This is a genomic window from Pseudomonas sp. B21-040 (assembly GCF_024748695.1).
In the GTDB taxonomy this organism is placed as follows: Bacteria; Pseudomonadota; Gammaproteobacteria; order Pseudomonadales; family Pseudomonadaceae; genus Aquipseudomonas.
This window is the reverse complement of sequence record NZ_CP087176.1, coordinates 2433586-2453684: the sequence shown is the minus strand read 5'-3', so window position 1 is coordinate 2453684 and position 20099 is coordinate 2433586. Positions and strand designations below refer to the sequence as shown.

The following is a 20099-nucleotide window of genomic DNA, read 5'->3' as shown; positions in this document are numbered from 1 at the left end:
GATGAAGAACCAAGGACGTCCCATGCACCCCTCGATTGTTTTACCGGCTGCACTTGAGTCCACCTTCAGACCGGGCGAAGTGGCCCTGGTCGGCGCGGGTCCCGGCGATCCCCGCCTGCTGACCTTGCGCGCCTGGAGCCTGTTGATGCAGGCCGACGCCGTCGTCTATGACCGCCTGATCAGCCCCGAACTGCTGACGCTGATCCCCCTCGACTGCGCCCGGCATTACGTCGGCAAGGCCAGCGGTTGCCACAGCCTGCCCCAGGACCAGATCAACGAACTGCTCGCCGACCTCGCCGATCAAGGGCTGCGCGTGGCGCGGCTGAAGGGGGGTGACCCGTTCATTTTTGGTCGCGGTGCCGAGGAGCTGGAGTATCTGTTGCAACGCAACATTGACTGCCAGGTAGTCCCGGGCATTACCGCCGCGTCCGGGTGCAGCGCTTACGCCGGCATCCCGCTGACCCACCGCAACCTGGTCAACTCCTGTCGGTTCATCACCGGCCACCTGCAACACGACGGCGAGTTGATATTGCCCTGGCACGACCTGGCCGATACCAGCCAGACCTTGGTGTTTTACATGGGGTTATCGAACCTCGGGATTATCGCTGAGCGCTTGATTGACGCCGGGCTGGCGGCGGACACACCGGCGGCGCTGATCAGCAATGGCACGCGGCCCGACCAGCATGTCGCGCGAGGCGTGCTGAAACACTTGCCGACGCTGGCACTGGACTGCCCGCCGGGTGTTCCGACTTTGACCGTCATTGGCCAGGTCGTCGACTTGTTCGCCACCCAACGACGGGACTATCCGGCGCGTTTTTACCCCGCTCAAGCGCTGAAACGCCATGCCAGGGTGACGGTATGAGGCGCGCGGTGTTTGTCCCGTTGTTGTGGGCAGGCGCAGCTTACGCAGGCGCCGCGCTGCCGCCCGTCGGGGGGACATTGGAACAGGCCGCCGACCACTACCAACAGCATTGCCAGGGCTGTCATGGCGCCAACCGTTTCGGCGCGACGGGGCCGGCGTTGCTACCGGAGAGTCTGAGCCGGATCAAACCCGACGAAATCCGCAACGTGATCCGCGACGGTCGCCCCGCCAGCCAGATGGCCGGGTTTGCCAACGTGCTCAACCCGGCGCAGATCGATGCGCTGGCGAACTACCTTCAGCAACCGCCCGCCACCGCGCCCACCTGGAGCAACGACGACATTCGCGGCAGCCACACGGTACTCGCTGACCTCAGCACACTGCCCGACAGGCCCCAACATCATGCCGACCCACTGAATCTGTTTGTGGTGGTGGAAGCCGGCGATCACCACATCAATATCCTCGACGGCGATCGCTTTGAAGTACTGGCGCGGTTTGCTTCACACTTTGCCGTGCACGGCGGGCCGAAATTTTCGCCGGATGGGCGTTTTGTCTACGTCGCTTCGCGTGATGGCTGGGTCAGCCTGTACGACCTGCATAACCTGAAACTGATCGCCGAGGTCCGCGTCGGGCTCAACACCCGCAACCTGGCGGTGAGCAAGGACGGTCGATGGGTGCTGGTCGGCAATTATCTGCCGGGCAACCTGGTGGTGCTCGATGCCCGCGATCTGTCGCTGGTCAAAACCCTGCCGGCCATCGGCCAGGACGGCAGCGCATCACGGGTCAGTGCGGTCTATACCGCCCCGCCACGGGACAGTTTTATCGTGGCGCTCAAGGACGTGAAGGAGGTGTGGGAGTTGTCTTGCGCCGGCACACCAGACTTCGAACCACGGCGAATCCCGGCCGAGGATGTACTGGATGACTTTTCCTTTTCACCGGACTACAAGCAATTGCTGGCCACGTCGCGCAAGGCCGGGGGCGGTCAAGTGATCGACCTCGACACTGGCAGGATCGTCACCGACATCGCACTGCCGGGCATGCCCCACCTGGGGTCCGGGACCTACTGGAAACGCAACGGTCAGTGGGTGTTTGCCACGCCGAACATCAGCAAAGGGCTGATCTCGGTCATCGACTTCAAGACCTGGAAACTGATCAAGGAAATTCCGACCCTGGGACCGGGTTTCTTCATGCGCAGTCATGTCAACTCACGCTATGCCTGGTCCGACGTGTTCTTCGGGCCTGACAACGATGCTATTCACCTGATCGACAAGCAGACCCTGGAAATTGCCCATACCTTGCGCCCGATGCCCGGCAAGACTGCCGCCCACGTCGAGTTCACCCGTGATGGCCGCTACTTGCTGCTGAGCATCTGGGCCACCGATGGAGCGCTGATTGTTTACGACAGCAATACCCTCGAGGAGATCAAACGCCTGCCGATGAACAAGCCGTCCGGCAAGTACAACGTCGGCAATAAAATCGAGTTTGCCGAGGGGACTTCGCATTAGGGTTTGGGTTTGGGTTTGGGTTTGGGTTTGGGTTTGGGTGTATATCCGTTTTTGCGATAACGGCCACTAATGGTTCCGCCCTTACGGCGGGTCACTTTGGAAGAGCGCCAAAGTAACCAAAGCGCATTTGCCCCTTTCGTTCGGTGCCTCGCTTAGGCTCGGCATGCCCTCGCTCCGGTCCTGCTCCGTGGGCCCGCCGCCATCGGCCATCCATGGCCGGGGGCGGCTAACCCGGCATCCATGCCGGGTTGCCCACTGCGCAGAACCTCCACTCGGCCTCTCGAGGGGGCGGTGCGTCAACATCAAAAGCTGCAGGCGAGCTAACGCTCGGCCTGTTGAGTGGTGAAAAGCAAAGTCGTGCGCCGATACATTGTTGGGCGAACCTGCTCTCAAAGCTGTTGATTGTTCCCACCCTCCGTAGCAGCTGTCGAGCCTTGGCGAGGCTGCGTGTTTTTGATCTTGATCGTGATCTGTTGCCCCTTTCCCAGAGGCCGAACGCAGGCGTTGCGTAGGGGGCACCGCGGCAAGGATGCCGCGGTAGCCGCCCCCGGCCATGGATGGCCGATGGCGGCGGGCCCCCGGAGCAATGCCGGAGTGAGGGCATGCCGAGCCTGGGCGAGGCACCGAATGGAGGGGCAAAGCCTTTTGGTTCCTTTTCGGCGTTTGGAAAAGGGACTCGCTGTAAGAGCGAAACCGCCAGCAGCCGTTACCGCAACAACGGATATGTACACCATCAAAAAACCGCTCCAGCGATCTTGAGTGACCAGCACCAAGCCCAAGTATATGTTCGACGTTCTAGCCCAACGTGTACCCGTTGTCGACCGTCCAGTCCTGACCGTAGACGCCCCGGGCGCCTTGGGACAGCTGAAAGATAATCACGTTGGCCACCGCTGACGCATCGAGAAAGTGCCCGGGCAACATACGTTTGCCGAGGGTGTCCGCGACTTCGTCGAGTTCATCGTCGCTCAAGCCCAGGTTGTCCCACATCGGGGTGGCGGTCGGCCCCGGGGAGACCAGATTGATGCGCACATCAAAACGGGCAAACTCCACCGCCAATGTGCGTGCCTGTGCCGCCAAGGCAGCCTTGCTGGCAATGCAGGCGGCCAGGCCGGGAAAGCTCGAACCGGTCAGGAAGCTGCCGACAAACACCACCGAAGCCGGGCTCGCCAGCTCCCCGCGCAACGCCGCCAGGGTGTTCAACGCCCCGGCACCGTTGACTGCCCACTGACGCTGGAAGGCCGGCATGTCCAGGCCATCGGCCATTTCGGCGATCCCCGCGTTGGGCACCAGATAATCGATCCGGCCCAGCGTCGCAGCGTGCTCCGCCAGATTGCGCAAGTCGTCCTTGCACGTGACGTCCCCGGCGCTCCATTGCAAACGTTCGCCGTAGATCTGCTGCAAGGCCGGCAGATCACCAGCCGTACGTGACATCGCCAGCACCTTGACGCCACGCGGCAACAGCGCAGCGCACAGGGCCAGACCAATCCCGGAGCTGGCGCCGGTGATCACAGCCAAACGATCCTGAAACTCGGTTTGCATCATGTTCTCCTGGGCATCGTCGATGCCAAGCACTGGGGACATTGCGGGCCCCTATCATTGAACAAGCGCAAACAGACCGACTTGACGGCGATCAGATTTCATAAAAGATCGGGCAGCCAATCGAGCGATCAGTGAGTCGCGTGCGACATGGCCGGTTGCTGAAGCACCGACTGATCGATATCGCCGAACCGCAGCACACGACCACCCTGCTCGGTGGCCAGTTTCTGTGCCGCCTGCTCACTGGAGAAAGACGCCAGTACGATGCCCATCGCCCCCTTGAGCCCGGTGCCGACCACATAGAAGGCATCCTTGGCATCGATCAGTTGGGAATCATCCGGTGCGTTCCACGGACTGCGGCCCATGTCGTGGACATACAACCGGGCATCGCCGTGATGATTTTCCGGCTGCAACCACCAACCGATCATCTCCGCCGTGGAGCAGAATTTCTTGATGCCGCCAGGCTCGACCACTTCCCCCTTCGGCCCCGGGAACCCGTTGATGATCATGCCGCAGACATGGCATTCATCACTGGGATGGAAGGCGCTGGGAAGGTCGCTGTACGCAGCTTGCGCGGGCTTGTCACACGCTGTCAGCAGCAGACAGACCATCAGGCCCGCCATAGCGCGTAACGTCGTGTAGTAACGGTTTTTCATTGTCAGGTGCTCCAAAGGTATGAATTCAGGTCGCCCGTCGACGGAACAGCAGCCAGGCCGAACCCAACGGCGCCGCTACCCACAACAACAGACACAGCCAGAGCATCGCGCCCGGCATCGGCAGATCACTGCCGAGCGTCAGTACGCCGGCCGTACTGACGCCGGTTTCAAAACCGGAAAGATTGATCAAGCGATAGACGTCGGCAGGATTGAGCAGCAGCAACCAGGGCAATACCTGCGGGTTGAAATGCCCTTCGCTGAGCACCAGCAAGGCCAGCAGCGCCAGGTCAAACACCAGCACGAAGAAAAACCACACCCCCAGCGCGAGTCCGGCCGCCGTGGATTTTTCGGCCGACACGCTGCTCAGCACATACGCCAACCCCAGAAAGCCCCAGCCCAATAGCGTCGACGACAGCATGAAGCGTGCGAACGCCCAGAACAGCAACTGCAGTTCGACATCCTCCACGCAGACAGCGATCGCCAGCATCGCGCAGCCGAAACCGATCAGCGTGGCCAGCGCCAGGATCATCCCGTGGCCAATAAACTTGCCCAGCAGGATGTGCCCGCGCCCCAGCGGGTAGGTCAGCAACAGCAGCAACGTGCCGCTTTCGTCCTCACCGACGATGGCGTCATAGGCCAGCAGCAAAGCAATCAGCGGCATCAGGAACGTCGCGAGGCTGGCCAGGCTGGCGATGGTCGCCGGCACCGAGGTAAAGCCCAACTGACCGGAAGCCGCGGCGCCCAGCCAGGCGATGCCGGTGGCCAACACTGCGAACAACAGGCTGATCGCCAACAACCAGCGGTTACGCAAACCGTCGTTGAACTCTTTGCGGGCCATGTTCCAGATCGGATTCATGCGATCTCTCCAGTGGGGCGCGTGCCGGCCCGCCCCATGTAAAAGCGGTAGATGTCTTCCAGGGAGGGTGGGTCGATTTCCACGTCCGCCGGCTCGTCGTCATTGAGCAATTGGCGCAACAGATCGAGTTTGTTGCCATTGAGCGCCGCCACCTCCAGGCCTTCCACGCCCCAGCGCTGAGTGACGTGCCCGGCATTGTTCCAGGATGCCTGCAAAGGCCCGGCGTGCTTGAGCCCGTTGGCGCGAATCAGCGTCGGCAACCCGGCTTCCTCGCGCAGGCTGCGCAGACTGCCCAGCGCCAGCAGACGCCCCTGGGTCAAAATCGCCGCACGGTTGATGTGCGCCTCGACGCCCGGCAACACGTGGGAACAGAGAATGATGCTGGTGCCCTGGTTGCGCAGGCGGTCGAGCAACCGGTACAGGTCTTGAGTGGCGATGGGATCGAGGCCGACCGTCGGCTCGTCGAGCAGCAACAAACGCGGTGCGCCGAGCAAGGCTTGCGCCAGCCCCAGGCGTTGGCGCATGCCCTTGGAGTAAGTCTTGACCCGGCGATGCGCCGCGCCCGCCAGGCCGACTTCCTCCAGCAGCACGTCCACCTGAGCAGGCGCGGCGCCTTTGAGTCGGGCGAAATGGCGCAAGGTCTCCAGGCCACTCATCTGCGGATAAAAGGTCACGTTCTCCGGCAAATACCCCAGCAGCCGTCGAACGTGCGGGTCACTGGGCAAGCGGCCAAACACCCGGACTTGCCCTTCGCTGGCGGTCAGCAGGCCCAGCACCAGTTTCATGCTGGTGGTCTTGCCGGCACCGTTGTGCCCGAACAAACCCAGCACTTCACCTTCGGCCAGGCTCAGGTTCAACTGATGCAACACCGTGGTGTGCCCATAGCGTTGGCTGACGCCTTCCATGTCGATGACATTCATGCAACGGGCTCCTTGGTCAGGGGTTCAGTGGTGGGTTTCATCAACGGATGGCTGTCGAGTACGCCCGGCGACTTGATCACCGGAAATGCCCTTTGCACCCAGCGCAACAGCTCGATCCCGGGACTGTTCATCAACAGCCGCACTTGTGGATACAGCCACAGCAGGCGGTCGACATTGTCGTTGGGTTCGTAGGCGATATCGCCCAGGCCATCGTTGTTGCGGTCCCAGCCCAGGTAGTCGCTCCAGAAATTGCCCCGGCCATCCACCGACCATTCCTGCAAGCGAGTGGCAACGTATTTGACCTGCCGTTGGTTGCCGACAAACGCGTTGTCGGCGATGCGGTTGTCTTCGGAGCCGGCGGTGAGGTGAATGCCCACGGCGCTGTGCTCGAAATGGTTGTGTTCGATGCTGTTGAACAGCGAGTTGTAGATGAACAGCGCCTTGCCCTCGGCACCGCTGATCATGCTGTCGCCGGTCGAGCCGTCGCGCACGTCGGTGACGAAATTGTCGCGCAAGGTGGAGTAAGTGATGTAGTTCATCAGGATGCCGTAGTTCTGATCCTGTTCGGAGCGGTTGCCGATCACCGTGAGCTTGCGGCTTTGCATCAAGGCATAGCCGGTGCGGGTGCGGCGGGTGATGTTGCCGATCAGCCGGTTGTCGTTGGCGAACATGTAATGCACGCCGTAACGCAGGTCCTCCAGGGTATTGCCCTGCAGCAGGTTGCCGTTGGACGTGTCGATGTAGATGCCATCGCGGGTGTCGCGCACCTGGTTGCCAATGACTTTGGCACCATGCACCGCATACAGATGAATGCCATTGCCACGATCCTGCGATCGCAGCGTCGGGTCGCCCTGGATGCGGTTGTCGATCAGGCTGGCATCCTGCGTACCGTCGACCCAGATTCCAAATCCCTGGCCTTGCATGCGATTGCCCTTGATCACCACGCCACGGGCCTTGGGCTGGATGAACACCGCTGCATTCATGGCGGTGAGATCGTGCCCCCAATCCAAAAACGTGCAGCCCTCGATCACGACATCGGGCGCACTGATAATGATCCCGTTCCCCTGCCCTTGCGCCTGAAAGACGGCACCGGGCTCGCAAACAATCTGCATCGGTTGATCGACACTGAACGTGCCACGGTACTCGCCTGCCGGCAGGTGCCAGCGTTGTTCGGCGTCAACCCGCAACGGTAGCGTGGTGACGGGTTGAACTGCCGCCAGCGCACTGCCTGACATCAACAGGAGCAACAACGCAAAGACGTTTATCCCGCAACCACGCACTGGGGTGTCCTTGATGTCGGCCATGGGTTCGCTCCTGTCGATTGGCAACGGTCAGGCCCGCTCGACTTTCATGCGGCCGACCATTTCCATGTGCAGCGCATGGCAGAACCAGCTGCAGTAGTACCAATGCAAGCCGGCCTTGTCGGCCGTAAACGTAATCGACGAGGTTTGCTGCGGACTGATCTCCATGCTGGCGCCATGGTTGGTCATGACGAAGCCGTGGGAGACGTCTTCGATCTGGTCGATGTTGGTGATGGTCACCGTGACTTCGTTGCCCTGTTTGACGGTGAACTCGGGCAGGCCATAGGCCGGCGCCATGGACGTCATGTAGACCCGCACATGATTGCCGTCGCGGATGACCTTGTTGTCGGTCTCCAGATTGATCCCGTCTTTCTTGGCCAGTTCTACGGTGGCGGCGAAGAACGGGTCGTTACGGTCCCAGATCTTTTTGGTCTTGATCTGGTCCCGGCGCGCCAGGATGCAATCGTGAGGTTCGGCAAATGCGGGACCGTCGTGCACCAGCTTCATTTCTTCGCCGGAAATATCGATCAGTTGATCGTTTTCCGGGTGCAGCGGTCCGGTCGGCAGGAAGCGGTCCTTGGAGAATTTGCACAACACCACCAGCCACTTGCCATCGGCGTCACTGGTTTCAGTCAGCGAGGCATGGTTATGGCCAGGCTGGTACTGCACGTCGAGCTTCTGCTTGATGTAATTGACCTTCTCGCCTTTGTAGGCGCGTACCGCTTCGGCCATGTTCCACTTCACCACCTGACTGTCGATGAACAGCGTGGTGTAGGCGTTGCCGCGACCGTCGAACGTGGTGTGCAAAGGCCCCAGGCCCAGTTCCGGCTCGGCAATGATCACCTCGCGCGGGTCGCTGAACTTGTCGGCGAACAGGTCGTCCAGACGGTCAATGGCAATCATCGAGACGGTGGGCGAAAGCTTGCCGTTGGCAATGAAGTACTTGCCATCGGGAGATGTATTCAGGCCGTGCGGGTTCTTCGGAACCGGGATGTAGCGGGTGAACTCGGAATCTTTGCCATCGGTTTTTCGACCGTCGACCACGGGCACTTTCGAGCCTTCCAGGGTGATGAACTTGCCGGCCTTGATCGCGGCTTCGATGCGCGGAATGTTGTACACCACGACCCAGTCGCGCTCATTACGCATCATGCCGCCCAGGTCGTAGGCTTTTTCCGAGTTGTAGCAGGTGGAAGCGGCGTACTTGCCGGTGAAATCGGCGTCGGTGTTGTCCAGGTTGCCGTCGACGATCACCTGGAAAGCCATCTCCATCTTCTCGGCGTCAATGGCGTTGAACATCGTGAAGCTGTTCTTGTCTTGCAGATCGAAGGTGTGGCCGTCATTAGGGTGCGGAATGACAAATTCGGCATTGGCGAACACGCACTTGGTGTAAGGCACTTTTTGCAGTCGCAGGCCATGGATGGCTTGCACATTCGGCACGGTGAGCATCTTGTCGCACTTCATGATGTCCAGGCGGATGCGCGCGACACGGGAGTTGGCCTTGTCGTTGATGAACAGGTACTTGCCGTCGTACTTTCCGTCCGTCATGGAGATGTGCGGGTGATGGCAATCGCCGTTCTGGAACTTGGCGCTGTCGCCCAGGATCCGCTTGCTTTCGTTGGTCAGGCCCCACCCGGTGGCGGAGTCGACGTTGAACACCGGGATGCGCATCAACTCGCGCATCGACGGCACGCCCAACACGCGCACTTCGCCTTGATGACCGCCACTCCAGAAGCCGTAGTACTCGTCCAGTTCACCGGGGCCGACATGGATTTTCGCTTGCGCATCCTTCACCGCCGCCGCCCAGGACTCGCGGCTGAACACCGTGCCGCCGAGGGTCGCGGCCCCCGCCAGCACTGCGCCGGTGACCGCACTGCTGCCAAGAAAACCGCGACGGCTGAGCCCCGCCTGCTCTACTTCTTCACCGGGCTTTGTGGATTCTGAGTCAGTCATTTTGTCTACTCCTTGAAGGGAAAAACGGTCTCCGCGGACGTGCGCTCGCCAGGTTCATTCAGCAGCCGTCACTTCCACGACAGGGATCAATTGCGCCGCCACGGGCGCCGATTTTTCGCGTTTCCTGCGCTTGTTGATCAGCGGCGGGCATTTGTTTTCGTTGTGATAGGTCATCTGGCAATCGAGGCAGTAATGGCACTCGTTGGCATTGATCCGGCCATCCGGGTGAATCGCCTGGATCTCACATTCCTTGGCGCACAACTGGCATGGGTTGCCGCAGTCCTTGCGGCGCTTCAGCCAGTCGAACAGACGCAATTTCGTCGGTATCGCCAACGCCGCGCCCAATGGGCAGATGTAGCGGCAATAGACTTTTCGGGTGAAGAGATTGATGACCAGCAATGCCACCGCGTACAGCACGAACCACCACTGGCGGTCGAATCGCAGGGTGATGGCGGTCTTGAAGGGCTCTACCTCGGCGAACAGTTCGGCGCTGGACATCGACTCCAGGGACAGGCCGAAGAGCAGCAGCAAAATGATGTACTTGATCGCCCACAGCCGCTCATGGACCGCGAAAGGCAATTCGTATTGAGGGATCTTCAGCTTGCGCGCGGCTTCGTTGATCAGCTCTTGCAGCGCGCCAAACGGGCACAACCAGCCGCAGAACACCCCACGGCCCCACAGCAAAATGCTCGCCGCGGTGAACACCCACAGCATGAAAATCAGCGGATCGGTGAGAAACAGCTCCCAGCGGAAGTGCTCGAACAATGCATGGACAAACGTCAGGACATTGACCACCGACAGCTGCCCCAAGGCATACCAGCCCAGAAACACCACGGTAAAAAGCAAATAACCGCGACGCAGCCAGTGCATTAAACGCGGCCGGCGAGTGAGTTTGTCCTGCAGGAACAGGATCGCTGTCAGCAGCAGCAACGCGCTGGCCAGTACGCCAATCTGAAAGTACTTCTGGTACCAGATGGTCAACCACATCGGCCGTTTGGCTTCTTCGATGGCGGCCAGTTCTTCGGCGCTGGGGGCTGGTCGCTCAAGGTAGTGTTCGGGCAATTGGTAGGCCAATTCGAAACTGCTGAAGGTGCCGCTGACCGGACCGGTCTGACGCCGCACCAGCAACTCCAGGGACCAGGGCGACCCAGGATCGAAACCCGCCTGCTTGCGCACAATGAACACCGACATTTCAGTGAATTCGGGCATGTCCTGGGCAAACACGTCGGACAGCCGCTGATGGTCCATGTCGCGAAAACTTATGACATTGCCGAACTGGCGCAATTGCACCCGATCGAAAATGCCGCCGCGCACATAACCCGAGCCTTTATAGGAATACAGCCCGCGCCCCAGCACCGCGATGGCCTGCTCGCCGGGTTTGAGGTCCTGCATGAGGAAGCGATATTGGTTGTCGCCCAACAGCGCGCGGCCAATGGTCGGAGGGTTCAAGTCGGCGGTGTACAGCTCGATAAAGGTGTCATCGAGGTGCTCCGGGGTGGCGTTCTCGACGCCTTCGGCATCGGTGCCCTTGAAGGCGGCATCGACTTGCCCGCGGGTCAGGCTCAATCGGCGAATGGCCCCGTTGCCGGTCAATTGCTCCCAGGTGGCGGGTTCGAAAAAATCCTGGCGCACGATGGCGGGCTTGTTCACCCGGGCGCCCTTGTCCTCAATCAACTTGAGCGAGACGGCGACTTCATGGGCGGCCCGCATGATGACTTCGTTGACCACCATGGCGGTGACGGTTGCACCGGCGATGGCATCCACGGTGACCGCACTCGGGTCGCTGGAATGGCCGACGACCACGCGCTGATTGACGCTGATCCCTGTGTACCTGGCGCTGAAGTCATGCAGTTTTACTTCGGGAATGCCGATCAGCAGAATCGGCTCGTGGTGCTCCAGCACATAGGCATCCTTGATCACGCCGGCCGTGTCGAGGATCACCTGGGTGTTGATCGGCTTGCCCGAGTAAGCCGGAATGTCCACCACATCCAGGCTCTGGAAAACGTAACCGATGACCTTGCCGGCCGTCGACAACGTGCGCACTTTGAAGGTGCCTTGCGGGTCGGAGACCGAATCGGTTTGAGGGAAGACCTTCTCGATGCGCTGCTGCTCGATGTCACCGTATGACTTGGCCTGCACCACCGCGAACGTCGCGATCATCAGCAACAGCATCACCGCCAGCCCGACGCTCCAGACGCGCAGGTTGCCAGGTTTCGAAGGCGGGTGGGTTGTCATGGCTTCGCTGATTTCAAGGGGCCTGACGGTCATGGTAGGGAGCGTTTCGTGCCCTGCCCTTGATTGAGATCAACTTGCCGGTATTCCTTGTGCCAGAGCGTCCCGCTGCTTCAAACGGTGCGGGAAAACTGACCTTTTTGTTCGCCCCCCAGGTAGGCGTCAAATGCCATCGCGGCACTGCGCATCATCAAATGCCCTTGCGGCAACAGCACCAATTCGTCGCTGTGAATCTGCAAGAGTCCATCACGCACATGCTCGTCCAGTTGCGCCAGCGCCTCGGCAAAATACTCGGTGAAGCAGATGCCATGGCGCGCTTCGAACTTGCCGAAATCAATCCGGCCATGGCACATCAGGTCGCTGATCACTTCGCGGCGCAACAGGTCATCGGCGCTCAAGCGGTAACCCCGATGCACCGGCAACAAGCCTTGATCGATACGGGCGTAGTACTGCGAAAGCTCTTTGACGCTCTGGCTGTAGCTGTCGCCGACCTTGCCGATCGAAGACACGCCGAGGCCGATCAAGTCGCAGTCGGCATGGGTTGAGTAGCCCTGGAAATTACGTTGCAGGGTGCCATGGGTGCGGGCCAGCGCCAGTTCATCCTCCGGCAGGGCGAAGTGATCCATGCCGATGTAAACATAACCGGCCTCGGTCAGACGGCGGATGGTCAGTTCGAGCAACTCCAGCTTGCGCTCCGGTGGCGGCATGTCTGCCGGACGAATCAACCGTTGCGCCCGCACCAGTTCAGGCAAATGGGCGTAGCTGTAGGCCGCAATCCGGTCAGGGCGCAGGGCGATGATCTTTTCCAGGGTGGTGTCGAAACTCTGCACCGTTTGCAGGGGCAAGCCGTAAATCAGATCAACGCTGATCGACTTGAATTGCGCCTCACGCGCCGCCGCGACCAGCGCATAGATCTGCGCTTCGCTTTGCTGGCGATTGACCGCTGCCTGCACATCGGGATCGAAATCCTGCACGCCGAAACTCAGGCGATTGAAGCCCAGTTGACGCAATGACTGGATCTGCTCCGTGCTGATGGTGCGTGGATCGACCTCGATGGAAAACTCGTGATTATCGCTGTCGTCCATATCGAACGCCTGATGCAGGCAGTCCATCAGGTCGGCCAGTTGCTCGCTGGTCAGGTACGTCGGCGTGCCCCCGCCCAGGTGCAGCTGCGTGAGCTTGCGCGTGCCGTCGAACAAGGCCGCCTGCATGGTAATTTCGCGCTTGAGGTAGGTCAGGTATTCGACCGCACGATGGGTTTTCTGGGTGATGATTTTGTTGCAGGCGCAGTAGTAGCAAAGGCTTTTGCAGAACGGAATATGGATGTACGCCGACAGCGGTTTGGGCGACGCCGCCTGGTTGCTGTCGTGAACTGCGCGCTGGTAGTCGTCGACGGCAAATGCCTGATGAAACTGCGGCGCCGTCGGATAAGAGGTGTAGCGCGGCCCCGGACGGTCATACTTTTCGACCAGGGCTCGATTGAAATCGAATGAAGGCTTCATGATCAATCAACTCGCAAAGGGTTAATGCCTTGCACTGCCCGAATCCTTTTCAAACAGACTGCAGATGGCATCCACTTCCGGCCGGCCGGCGGGAAGAATGCTGATGAAACGGTCTGACAATTCAATCAACCCATCACGATTCAATTGCTCCAGCAACGGCCAGACCGAGGAGAAGTACTGGGGGAAACTCAATCCGTAGCGCTTCTCGATGGCACGAATATCCAGTTCCTGATCACACGACAGTCGCTCCATGACCGTGTGCCTGATCTGGTCCCCCGCCTCGAAACGCCAGCCCCGGCAGGTCGGCAATTGCTCGCTGTCGAGTTGTTGCTGATACTGTTCAATTGAATCAGTGTTTTGCGTATACACCTCGTCGATCTGACTGATGGCCCCCAGACCAAACCCGACGTGGTCGCAATAACCGTGACGGGTAAACCCCTCGCAGGTACGACGTAACCGGCCTCGCTCCTGGGCAATCGCCAGGTCATCATCGGGCCGGACAAATTGCCCCATGCCAATGTAGTGATACCCCGCGCCAAGCAATCGCTCGAAGCAGATCTGCCGCATCGCGCTCTTGTCGTCCTGGCTGCACGGGGTCCTGGTCGTATCCCCCCGCCCGGACCGATAGCGCCGAGGTGGCCGGGCGTAGTCGAACACCATGAGCCGGTCCGGCTCCAGCTCGATGATCGCCGCCAGTTTCAGCGCGAAACTGTCTGGCGTTTGCCAGGCATGACCAAAACCCAGGTCAACATTGATGGAGCGAAAGCCGAAGGTGCGCGCAGCGTCGATCAATGAATGGATGGGGGCCGGGTTCTGGTAACAGTCCATCGACAGCTCACTGTCGGCACCGATATCCGGAACACCGATGCTGACATGGCTGAACCCCTGGTCGCGCAACACCCCCATGGTCGCCCAATCAGTATGGTGCAGATCAACGTCGACGCTGTAGTCGCCACTCTCTTGCCTGAGAAAATTGAACCGACCACTTAGATGGCTCATCAAGCGCACGACATGGGACGTCGCAGGTGTTCCGCCCCCCAGGTGAAACCGCTCGACCCGCTGCCCTGCCCCCAAATGGCAACCCACCAGGTCAATCTCATGCTCCAGACGCTTAAGGTACTGCTCGATACCGCGCTCACAGGTAGCATCGTGCACACAGGACGATGGCCTGAGGGTGCAAGGCAGCCAGACACTCAAGGCCAGGGGGCGCTGCTTCTGACGACTGCCGCGCAAGGCACGCAGCAAATCCAGTGAACCGATGCCGTCATGAAATTTTTGCGTGTCGGTGGGGTAACCGGGGTCGAGAACGCCTTGGTCGCTGCGAACATTCAACTCGCCGGGGGTGTGAAATAAGTCGAGCATGCCGGTTCTCCGTGGCTGGCTGCGAACCGCTAGTGTCGGAGTTTGACGATCGACGCACCTTGATTTGCATCAAGCCCGATCGAAGCGTTCAAACCGCCCGCCGGACAACACCGGTCACCACGCCACGTAAAACATTGCCTTGGCCAGCAGGACAATGGCGACCATATGGCAGAACAGGCTGCCATGGATCAATTGCACGTATCGAGCCTTCATGCGGTCGCTGTGAAACAAGAACATGGCCACCAGAAAATGCAGCAATACACTGACGGCGAGCACTATTTTCAGCATCAGCAATGTGCCGAATGCAGAGGCCAAGGGTGCGGCCAGGACCGGCAGATAGCGCAGCCACACCATGCCCAGTCCCGCACCGAACAACACCAGCAGAACCCAGGGCATCAGGGTCCGGGCCCGGCGGCCAATACCCTGCTCGACCAGCAGCATGACCCTGGCGGGCAAGTGTTTGCGGATACTTTCTAAAAACAGGACTTCGAAGAACACCGTGCCGATAAAGATCAGCGCAGCGAATAGATGCAAGATTAAAAATGGCAGGTAGAGCATAGGATTCTCGCTCTCTTTTCAGCTGGATATGATTCAGTCAGGAATGCCGCGATCCCATCGTTGTGCCGCCTCGCGATCACTGTCACGGGCCTCGACCCACTGCGAACGATCGGCCACCTGTTCTTTTTTCCAGAACGGTGCGCGGGTTTTCAAGTAATCCATCACGAACGCACAGGCATCGAAGGCCGCCAGCCGATGAGCGCTGCTGACACCGACAAAGACGATCGGCTCGCCCGGTAGCAGTGCGCCCACCCGATGAATGAGCACCAGTCCAAGCAGCGACCAACGCTGCCGGGCTTCATCGGCAATCTTGCCAAGGGCCTTTTCGGTCATGCCGGGGTAATGCTCAAGAAACATTCCATCGACTTCGTTCCCGGCATTGAAGTCCCGCACATAGCCGACAAAGCTCACCACGGCGCCCACACTCATACTGGACGCCTGCAGCGCGTTGATTTCGGCACCGGGGTCGAAGCCTGCGGTCTGAACTCGAATCACCGCCTCACCCCCCTGTCACGGTGGGGAAAAAAGCCACTTCATCACCGTCGCTCAACGGCTCATCAAGCCCACACATGTCCTGGTTGCGAGCGCACATGAGATTGTGTTCGGCCAGTACTTGCCAGACTCCGCCACGATGAGCCAAATGTTCACGCAACTGGTTAAACGACGCGAATGCACCTTCAATGGTTTCGCCATCGACGCCCAGCGTTTCGCGATAACGCGAAAAATACAAAATAGTCAGTTTCATTGGTCCGGCGCCTGATACCGACCGCTCTTTCCGCCCTGCTTCTCCAGCAAGCGCACAGATTCGATCGTCATGCCCCGGTCCACCGCTTTGCACATGTCATACAGTGTCAGGGCCGCCACACTGACCGCCGTCAATGCTTCCATCTCGACCCCTGTTTGCCCGGCCACTTTGCACCGCGAAACAATGCGCACACGATGTTCGCCTTGAACACTCAGTTCGACGGTGACGCTACTCAAGAACAGTGGATGGCACAGCGGGATCAACTCGCTCGTGCGCTTGGACGCTTGAATACCGGCAATGCGTGCGACCGCGAAGACATCGCCTTTAGGGTGACCACCCCGGACAATCAACTGCCGTGTTTCGGTTTGCATCCGTACCCAGGCTTCGGCCACCGCCTCTCGGCAGGTCACGCTTTTATCGGTGACATCAACCATCCTCGCGTGCCCCTGCGAGTCGAGATGGGTCAGCATTCCTTCATTCATGAGCGTTAGCCTTGTACTGGGCCCCAGAGGTGCCGGACGGATTCGGGAAGCCGTCCGGTCCCTTGGATATCGGCTTATGAGCAGAATACAGAGCAGGCGAATACACGCGGTTGACACCAATCAAGAAACCCGAGAATCGGTGATGACGCAACGGCGTGCCATTGAGGGGGGACTGCTGAACGTTTTGCCCGACCGCTGAGGTGGGTCCGGCGTTCAGGTTTTCGGGGGCTCAAAAGACAGAACCTCCGGGTGCAGGCCTGATTCAGACTTGCACCCGGAGGTTCAGTGGCTTTCGGACGGGGGCTCGTGCGCAAGACTTACACGCAGAACCGACTTAGCATGCGTTTGCTACTGTCCCCAGAGGCGCAACGGCGTAGTCCTGTTGTCTTGCTCGCTGAGTCAACACCAGCATTGCCAGGAAGCCGAGTGCAATCAGTACCGGATAGGCCATCAACAGTTCGGAAAGCGAATATTTCCAGGCCAATGGGCGACCGACGCCCAACATGGCGGCATACATCCAGGACACGGCTGACAGCGAGCCGCAGAACAGCGCCATCATGCGTGCGCTGAATCCGAGATGGAGCAAGGAACCGGCCTTTTGCAGCGCTGGCAGCACCAGGCGATGCAACAAGACGCCGTTGTAAGTCAGCAGTGTGACGATAATCACTTTGGCCTGCAGCTTTGGATTCATGAAGTAATTGGCACCTTTTTCCAGGTAGTCAATACCGACGATAGCGGCACCGGTTACCCACAAAAATATCAATGCCACGACGACAGACTTCTGAAGACTTTCCATGTGAGCATTATCATGCTCGGTGAATACCTTTCGTTTTAACAGGTCTCTCACCATCGCAATATCACTGGTCAACACCAAACCAATAGCGACACAACAGGCCACCAAATGGACGTAAACAACACCTAGACGCAACAGCTCCATAAATTCTTTATTTTCGAGCAGGCTCATGATTGTATTTATCGCCACGGTATTCTCTCCAACTTATTCAGCAGTAAAGATCAACTATCCGCGGGTTATCATTTATTAATAACCCTGCACAACCTTACTGATACAAGACAAGCCAAATCATAAACTTGGCAATGTTAACCTCATTGATTCGCCTGGCAAATCAACGATCGGTTTGTGTGCTGCCTCCTGATTTTCGGATAAAAAAATCCCCATCTGCATTCAATGCATATGAGGTTCAATTTCCACTTCTTTTGTGCGGCTACACGGGCAGGTCATGGCTGACGTGCTGAAGAATCAGAGGCCAAAGACGCGACAATGTTCATTTTTTAGGCAAAAGCCCGACAAACGGTGTGGAATACGGAAACGCAGACATCGACGTTATTGGATCAACTTACCCGTCAGCCCGTATGGCAACTGGGCTGCTTGTTTACATGAACTTATAATATTGTCTCATTGGATCCATTAGTTGCTACTCCACTCACAACACCCGCAAGAGAGAGCGACTCTCATCTAGAGCCACTCTCAACTAAACAGTCATACTTTTTACATCAAAAAAACGCACTTGATAATCGACGCGAGCAGTAATGGGTGAACACCATCAGTCCGGGCACCCTTTTCACCCATCAGGCGCGGGAGAAATTGAGCGGCCCACGTGGCGAAGACACGCGGCTCATGGGCTCCGAAGGCACATTCATTACCGGCAGCGATATTTTGATGGCGCGGGGCTTCACGGCTCGCGCAGCCCCATGGCATGAGGTCGGTCACGCTTTCTCGGTGAAACTTAATAGTTTTTAAGGGTTATTGATTCGGATTATCCAGCGGCTGCAGGCAGCATCCGCCCCGCATTGACCGACGTGCAAGCATCAGCTTTGTTTCGCTCAGGTCGGTATCGGGGGGCCAGGTTGGAACCTGAATGAAAACTTTCATCACATGAGAAAAAAATACATGACCATGTCGAACAAATGGATTGCGGGTATTGCCCTGAGTTGCGTGTTTCAGGTCGGCTGTGTCTCGAAGGTCGCAGAGCAAGAACAATTTTCGGGCTTCCTGGCCAATTATCAGGGTCTGGAAGAGCAAACGACACCGAGCGAAAAGAAAGTGCTGCGCTGGATAAAGCCTGGGTTTGATCCTCACGCCTATTCCACTGTCGTGTTCAAGCAGGTAGAGCTGTACCCGGCACCGAAACCGACCGATCGCATCAATCTGCAAACCCTGCAAGACGTACAGACTATGGCCAGCAACAGCGTTCGGAACGCCTTCGCGCCCTCGTACACGATTGTTTCGGATGCACGACAAGCACCGGCCGGTTCACGAACTTTGATCTTGCAGGCGGCGATCACCGAAGTCGGCGCCAAGAACGAGGGCATGCATTGGTATGAGGCTGTACCGATCTCGGCAATCGTCGGGGCAACACAAGCCGCCACCGGGCATCGCGACCAGACTGCCGAGCTGTTTATCGAAGCCGACCTGATCGATGCCAAAACCGGTTTGCCGGTCGCCAAGGTGGTACGCAAAGTGTTCGGCGAGACCTTGGATAATGAGAGCCAACCCATTGCCTCCAAGGACTTCAAAGCCGCGCTCAAAGACATGACGAGCGACATGCAGGCACTGCTTTCCAAGCAGTAACAATCGCGGGATACCCCATCGCACACGCTGAATCGCGGCCATTCATTGTCATGAATTGCATTGCGAGCAGACATGCATGGGGTTTTTTGCGTCTGGCCTGATCAAACCGTCAGGCCATGTAACGACGACTAACGAGAGTCCGACTTGATGAAAATACTGACCTCAACCTTATCGGCCTTTGTATTGCTCGCCAGTTCTGCTGCTTCGGCGGTGACGGTGGTGCCACTCAAAAGCCAGACGTCCCAGACAATCCAGCAAGACACCAGCGCCTGCCAATCCCAGGCCAACGCTCAATTCCCGATACAAAACACAGTGCCATCCGGTGGCCGGGTAAAAGGCGCTGCCACCGCCGCAGTCGCCGGAGCCACTGCAGCGCAGGTTCGGGGCAACCAACATGACAACGTCTATGACCAGATCGACGACGATATCAAGCAAGACTATCGCCAGAACCGTGCCGGAAGCGCCGCAGCTGCCGGCGTGGTGATCGGAGGATCAAGACAACGTCAGGAACGCAGACAAAACGCTGGAACCACCGACCAAAGCATCGCCGCCAACAACTCCGTGTACAGCAGTTGCCTGCAACAGCGTGGCTACAACGTTTTGCCTTGAACTTGAGGACCCTGTCGATGCGTCTTTTATTTATCCCAGTAATGACCTTTAGCGCCCTGCTATTGGGCGGTTGTACTAACGCTCCGAATGACCCGACCTCAACGTTGCTAACAGACAAGTCGCCCGAACAATATGTCGATTGCGTCGTCCCGAAGCTGGAGAACCATGAACTCGATCCTGCCGTGTCCCACAGCGAGCGCAGTTCCAGGGTCGTGGTGTCGAGTAAAGTAGCCGTAGACAAAGTGCTTGAGACTTACAAGACACAAAAGGGTGGCAAGGTTTATCTGTACGAGCGTCAACTGCTCGTCTCAACCTTCATGCCCTCCAGCTTCGAGCGCGCCGCACTGGAATGCCTGTAGTCCTGAAAGACACCTTGGTGTCCTGGGTGCACACGCAAAGTGGCAGGTTAACGCTACAGCGTCACAGATGAGTCGAT

20 protein-coding genes are annotated in these 20099 nt (G+C 58.8%); 6 read left to right on the top strand and 14 right to left on the bottom strand.

Features of this window, described 5'->3' with window-relative positions:
- The first annotated feature begins 22 nt into the window (after positions 1 to 22).
- Complete coding sequence (gene cobA / locus LOY55_RS11290; protein WP_223523399.1) at positions 23 to 862, top strand: uroporphyrinogen-III C-methyltransferase; 840 nt, start codon at positions 23 to 25, stop codon at positions 860 to 862.
- Positions 859 to 2364 carry a cytochrome D1 domain-containing protein gene (locus LOY55_RS11285; protein WP_223523401.1) on the top strand — a complete coding sequence of 502 codons (1506 nt, stop codon included), beginning with the start codon at positions 859 to 861 and terminating at the stop codon, positions 2362 to 2364. Before cobA ends, LOY55_RS11285 begins: the two co-directional genes overlap by 4 nt.
- A 795-nt stretch (positions 2365 to 3159) precedes the next feature.
- Here the strand turns inward: LOY55_RS11285 and LOY55_RS11280 are convergent.
- The 14 genes from LOY55_RS11280 to LOY55_RS11215 all read right to left on the bottom strand — a co-directional run bounded on the left by LOY55_RS11280 (position 3160) and on the right by LOY55_RS11215 (position 17446).
- Positions 3160 to 3903: an SDR family NAD(P)-dependent oxidoreductase gene (locus tag LOY55_RS11280; RefSeq protein WP_046028274.1), complete on the bottom strand. Its 744-nt coding sequence runs from the start codon at positions 3901 to 3903 to the stop codon at positions 3160 to 3162.
- A 128-nt stretch (positions 3904 to 4031) separates the two neighbouring features.
- A complete protein-coding gene (locus tag LOY55_RS11275; RefSeq protein WP_046028113.1) occupies positions 4032 to 4556 on the bottom strand; it encodes a nitrous oxide reductase accessory protein NosL in 525 nt (174 codons plus the stop codon).
- 25 nt (positions 4557 to 4581) lie between these two features.
- The gene (locus LOY55_RS11270) at positions 4582 to 5412 is read right to left on the bottom strand and encodes an ABC transporter permease (protein WP_046028114.1); all 831 of its coding nucleotides are present in this window, start codon (positions 5410 to 5412) and stop codon (positions 4582 to 4584) included.
- Positions 5409 to 6332 carry an ABC transporter ATP-binding protein gene (locus LOY55_RS11265; protein ID WP_109787032.1) on the bottom strand — a complete coding sequence of 308 codons (924 nt, stop codon included), beginning with the start codon at positions 6330 to 6332 and terminating at the stop codon, positions 5409 to 5411. The genes LOY55_RS11270 and LOY55_RS11265 overlap by 4 nt, the downstream gene beginning before the upstream one ends.
- Positions 6329 to 7636, bottom strand: coding sequence for a nitrous oxide reductase family maturation protein NosD (locus tag LOY55_RS11260; protein WP_109787033.1), 1308 nt, complete (start codon positions 7634 to 7636; stop codon positions 6329 to 6331). Before LOY55_RS11260 ends, LOY55_RS11265 begins: the two co-directional genes overlap by 4 nt.
- Positions 7637 to 7663: 27 nt before the next feature.
- A complete protein-coding gene (gene nosZ, locus LOY55_RS11255; RefSeq protein ID WP_258667988.1) occupies positions 7664 to 9583 on the bottom strand; it encodes a TAT-dependent nitrous-oxide reductase in 1920 nt (639 codons plus the stop codon).
- A gap of 54 nt (positions 9584 to 9637) precedes the next feature.
- Entirely contained in the window at positions 9638 to 11818 is a 2181-nt protein-coding gene (gene nosR, locus LOY55_RS11250) for a transcriptional regulator NosR (RefSeq protein ID WP_408980995.1), read from the bottom strand.
- A gap of 110 nt (positions 11819 to 11928) precedes the next feature.
- Positions 11929 to 13317, bottom strand: a complete 1389-nt coding sequence (hemN, locus tag LOY55_RS11245) for an oxygen-independent coproporphyrinogen III oxidase (protein WP_223523407.1) — start codon at positions 13315 to 13317, stop codon at positions 11929 to 11931.
- A gap of 21 nt (positions 13318 to 13338) precedes the next feature.
- Complete coding sequence (locus LOY55_RS11240) at positions 13339 to 14679, bottom strand: coproporphyrinogen III oxidase (RefSeq protein ID WP_223523409.1); 1341 nt, start codon at positions 14677 to 14679, stop codon at positions 13339 to 13341.
- Between the two features lie 114 nt (positions 14680 to 14793).
- Positions 14794 to 15237: a CopD family copper resistance protein gene (locus tag LOY55_RS11235; RefSeq protein WP_077430438.1), complete on the bottom strand. Its 444-nt coding sequence runs from the start codon at positions 15235 to 15237 to the stop codon at positions 14794 to 14796.
- A gap of 33 nt (positions 15238 to 15270) precedes the next feature.
- The gene (gene moaE, locus LOY55_RS11230) at positions 15271 to 15732 is read right to left on the bottom strand and encodes a molybdopterin synthase catalytic subunit MoaE (RefSeq protein ID WP_223523410.1); all 462 of its coding nucleotides are present in this window, start codon (positions 15730 to 15732) and stop codon (positions 15271 to 15273) included.
- 4 nt (positions 15733 to 15736) lie between these two features.
- Complete coding sequence (locus LOY55_RS11225) at positions 15737 to 15982, bottom strand: MoaD/ThiS family protein (RefSeq protein ID WP_046028126.1); 246 nt, start codon at positions 15980 to 15982, stop codon at positions 15737 to 15739.
- Positions 15979 to 16452 carry a cyclic pyranopterin monophosphate synthase MoaC gene (moaC, locus tag LOY55_RS11220; protein ID WP_046028127.1) on the bottom strand — a complete coding sequence of 158 codons (474 nt, stop codon included), beginning with the start codon at positions 16450 to 16452 and terminating at the stop codon, positions 15979 to 15981. Before moaC ends, LOY55_RS11225 begins: the two co-directional genes overlap by 4 nt.
- Positions 16453 to 16798: 346 nt before the next feature.
- A complete protein-coding gene (locus tag LOY55_RS11215; RefSeq protein ID WP_223523412.1) occupies positions 16799 to 17446 on the bottom strand; it encodes a hypothetical protein in 648 nt (215 codons plus the stop codon).
- Between the two features lie 570 nt (positions 17447 to 18016).
- Between LOY55_RS11215 and LOY55_RS11210 the strand changes: the two genes are divergently transcribed.
- The 4 genes from LOY55_RS11210 to LOY55_RS11195 all read left to right on the top strand — a co-directional run bounded on the left by LOY55_RS11210 (position 18017) and on the right by LOY55_RS11195 (position 20022).
- The gene (locus LOY55_RS11210) at positions 18017 to 18223 is read left to right on the top strand and encodes a hypothetical protein (protein WP_046028130.1); all 207 of its coding nucleotides are present in this window, start codon (positions 18017 to 18019) and stop codon (positions 18221 to 18223) included.
- Between the two features lie 150 nt (positions 18224 to 18373).
- Positions 18374 to 19054, top strand: a complete 681-nt coding sequence (locus LOY55_RS11205; RefSeq protein ID WP_046028131.1) for a DUF3313 domain-containing protein — start codon at positions 18374 to 18376, stop codon at positions 19052 to 19054.
- A gap of 147 nt (positions 19055 to 19201) precedes the next feature.
- Positions 19202 to 19663: a hypothetical protein gene (locus LOY55_RS11200; RefSeq protein ID WP_046028132.1), complete on the top strand. Its 462-nt coding sequence runs from the start codon at positions 19202 to 19204 to the stop codon at positions 19661 to 19663.
- A 17-nt stretch (positions 19664 to 19680) separates the two neighbouring features.
- A complete protein-coding gene (locus LOY55_RS11195) occupies positions 19681 to 20022 on the top strand; it encodes a hypothetical protein (protein WP_046028133.1) in 342 nt (113 codons plus the stop codon).
- Positions 20023 to 20099 lie beyond the last annotated feature (77 nt).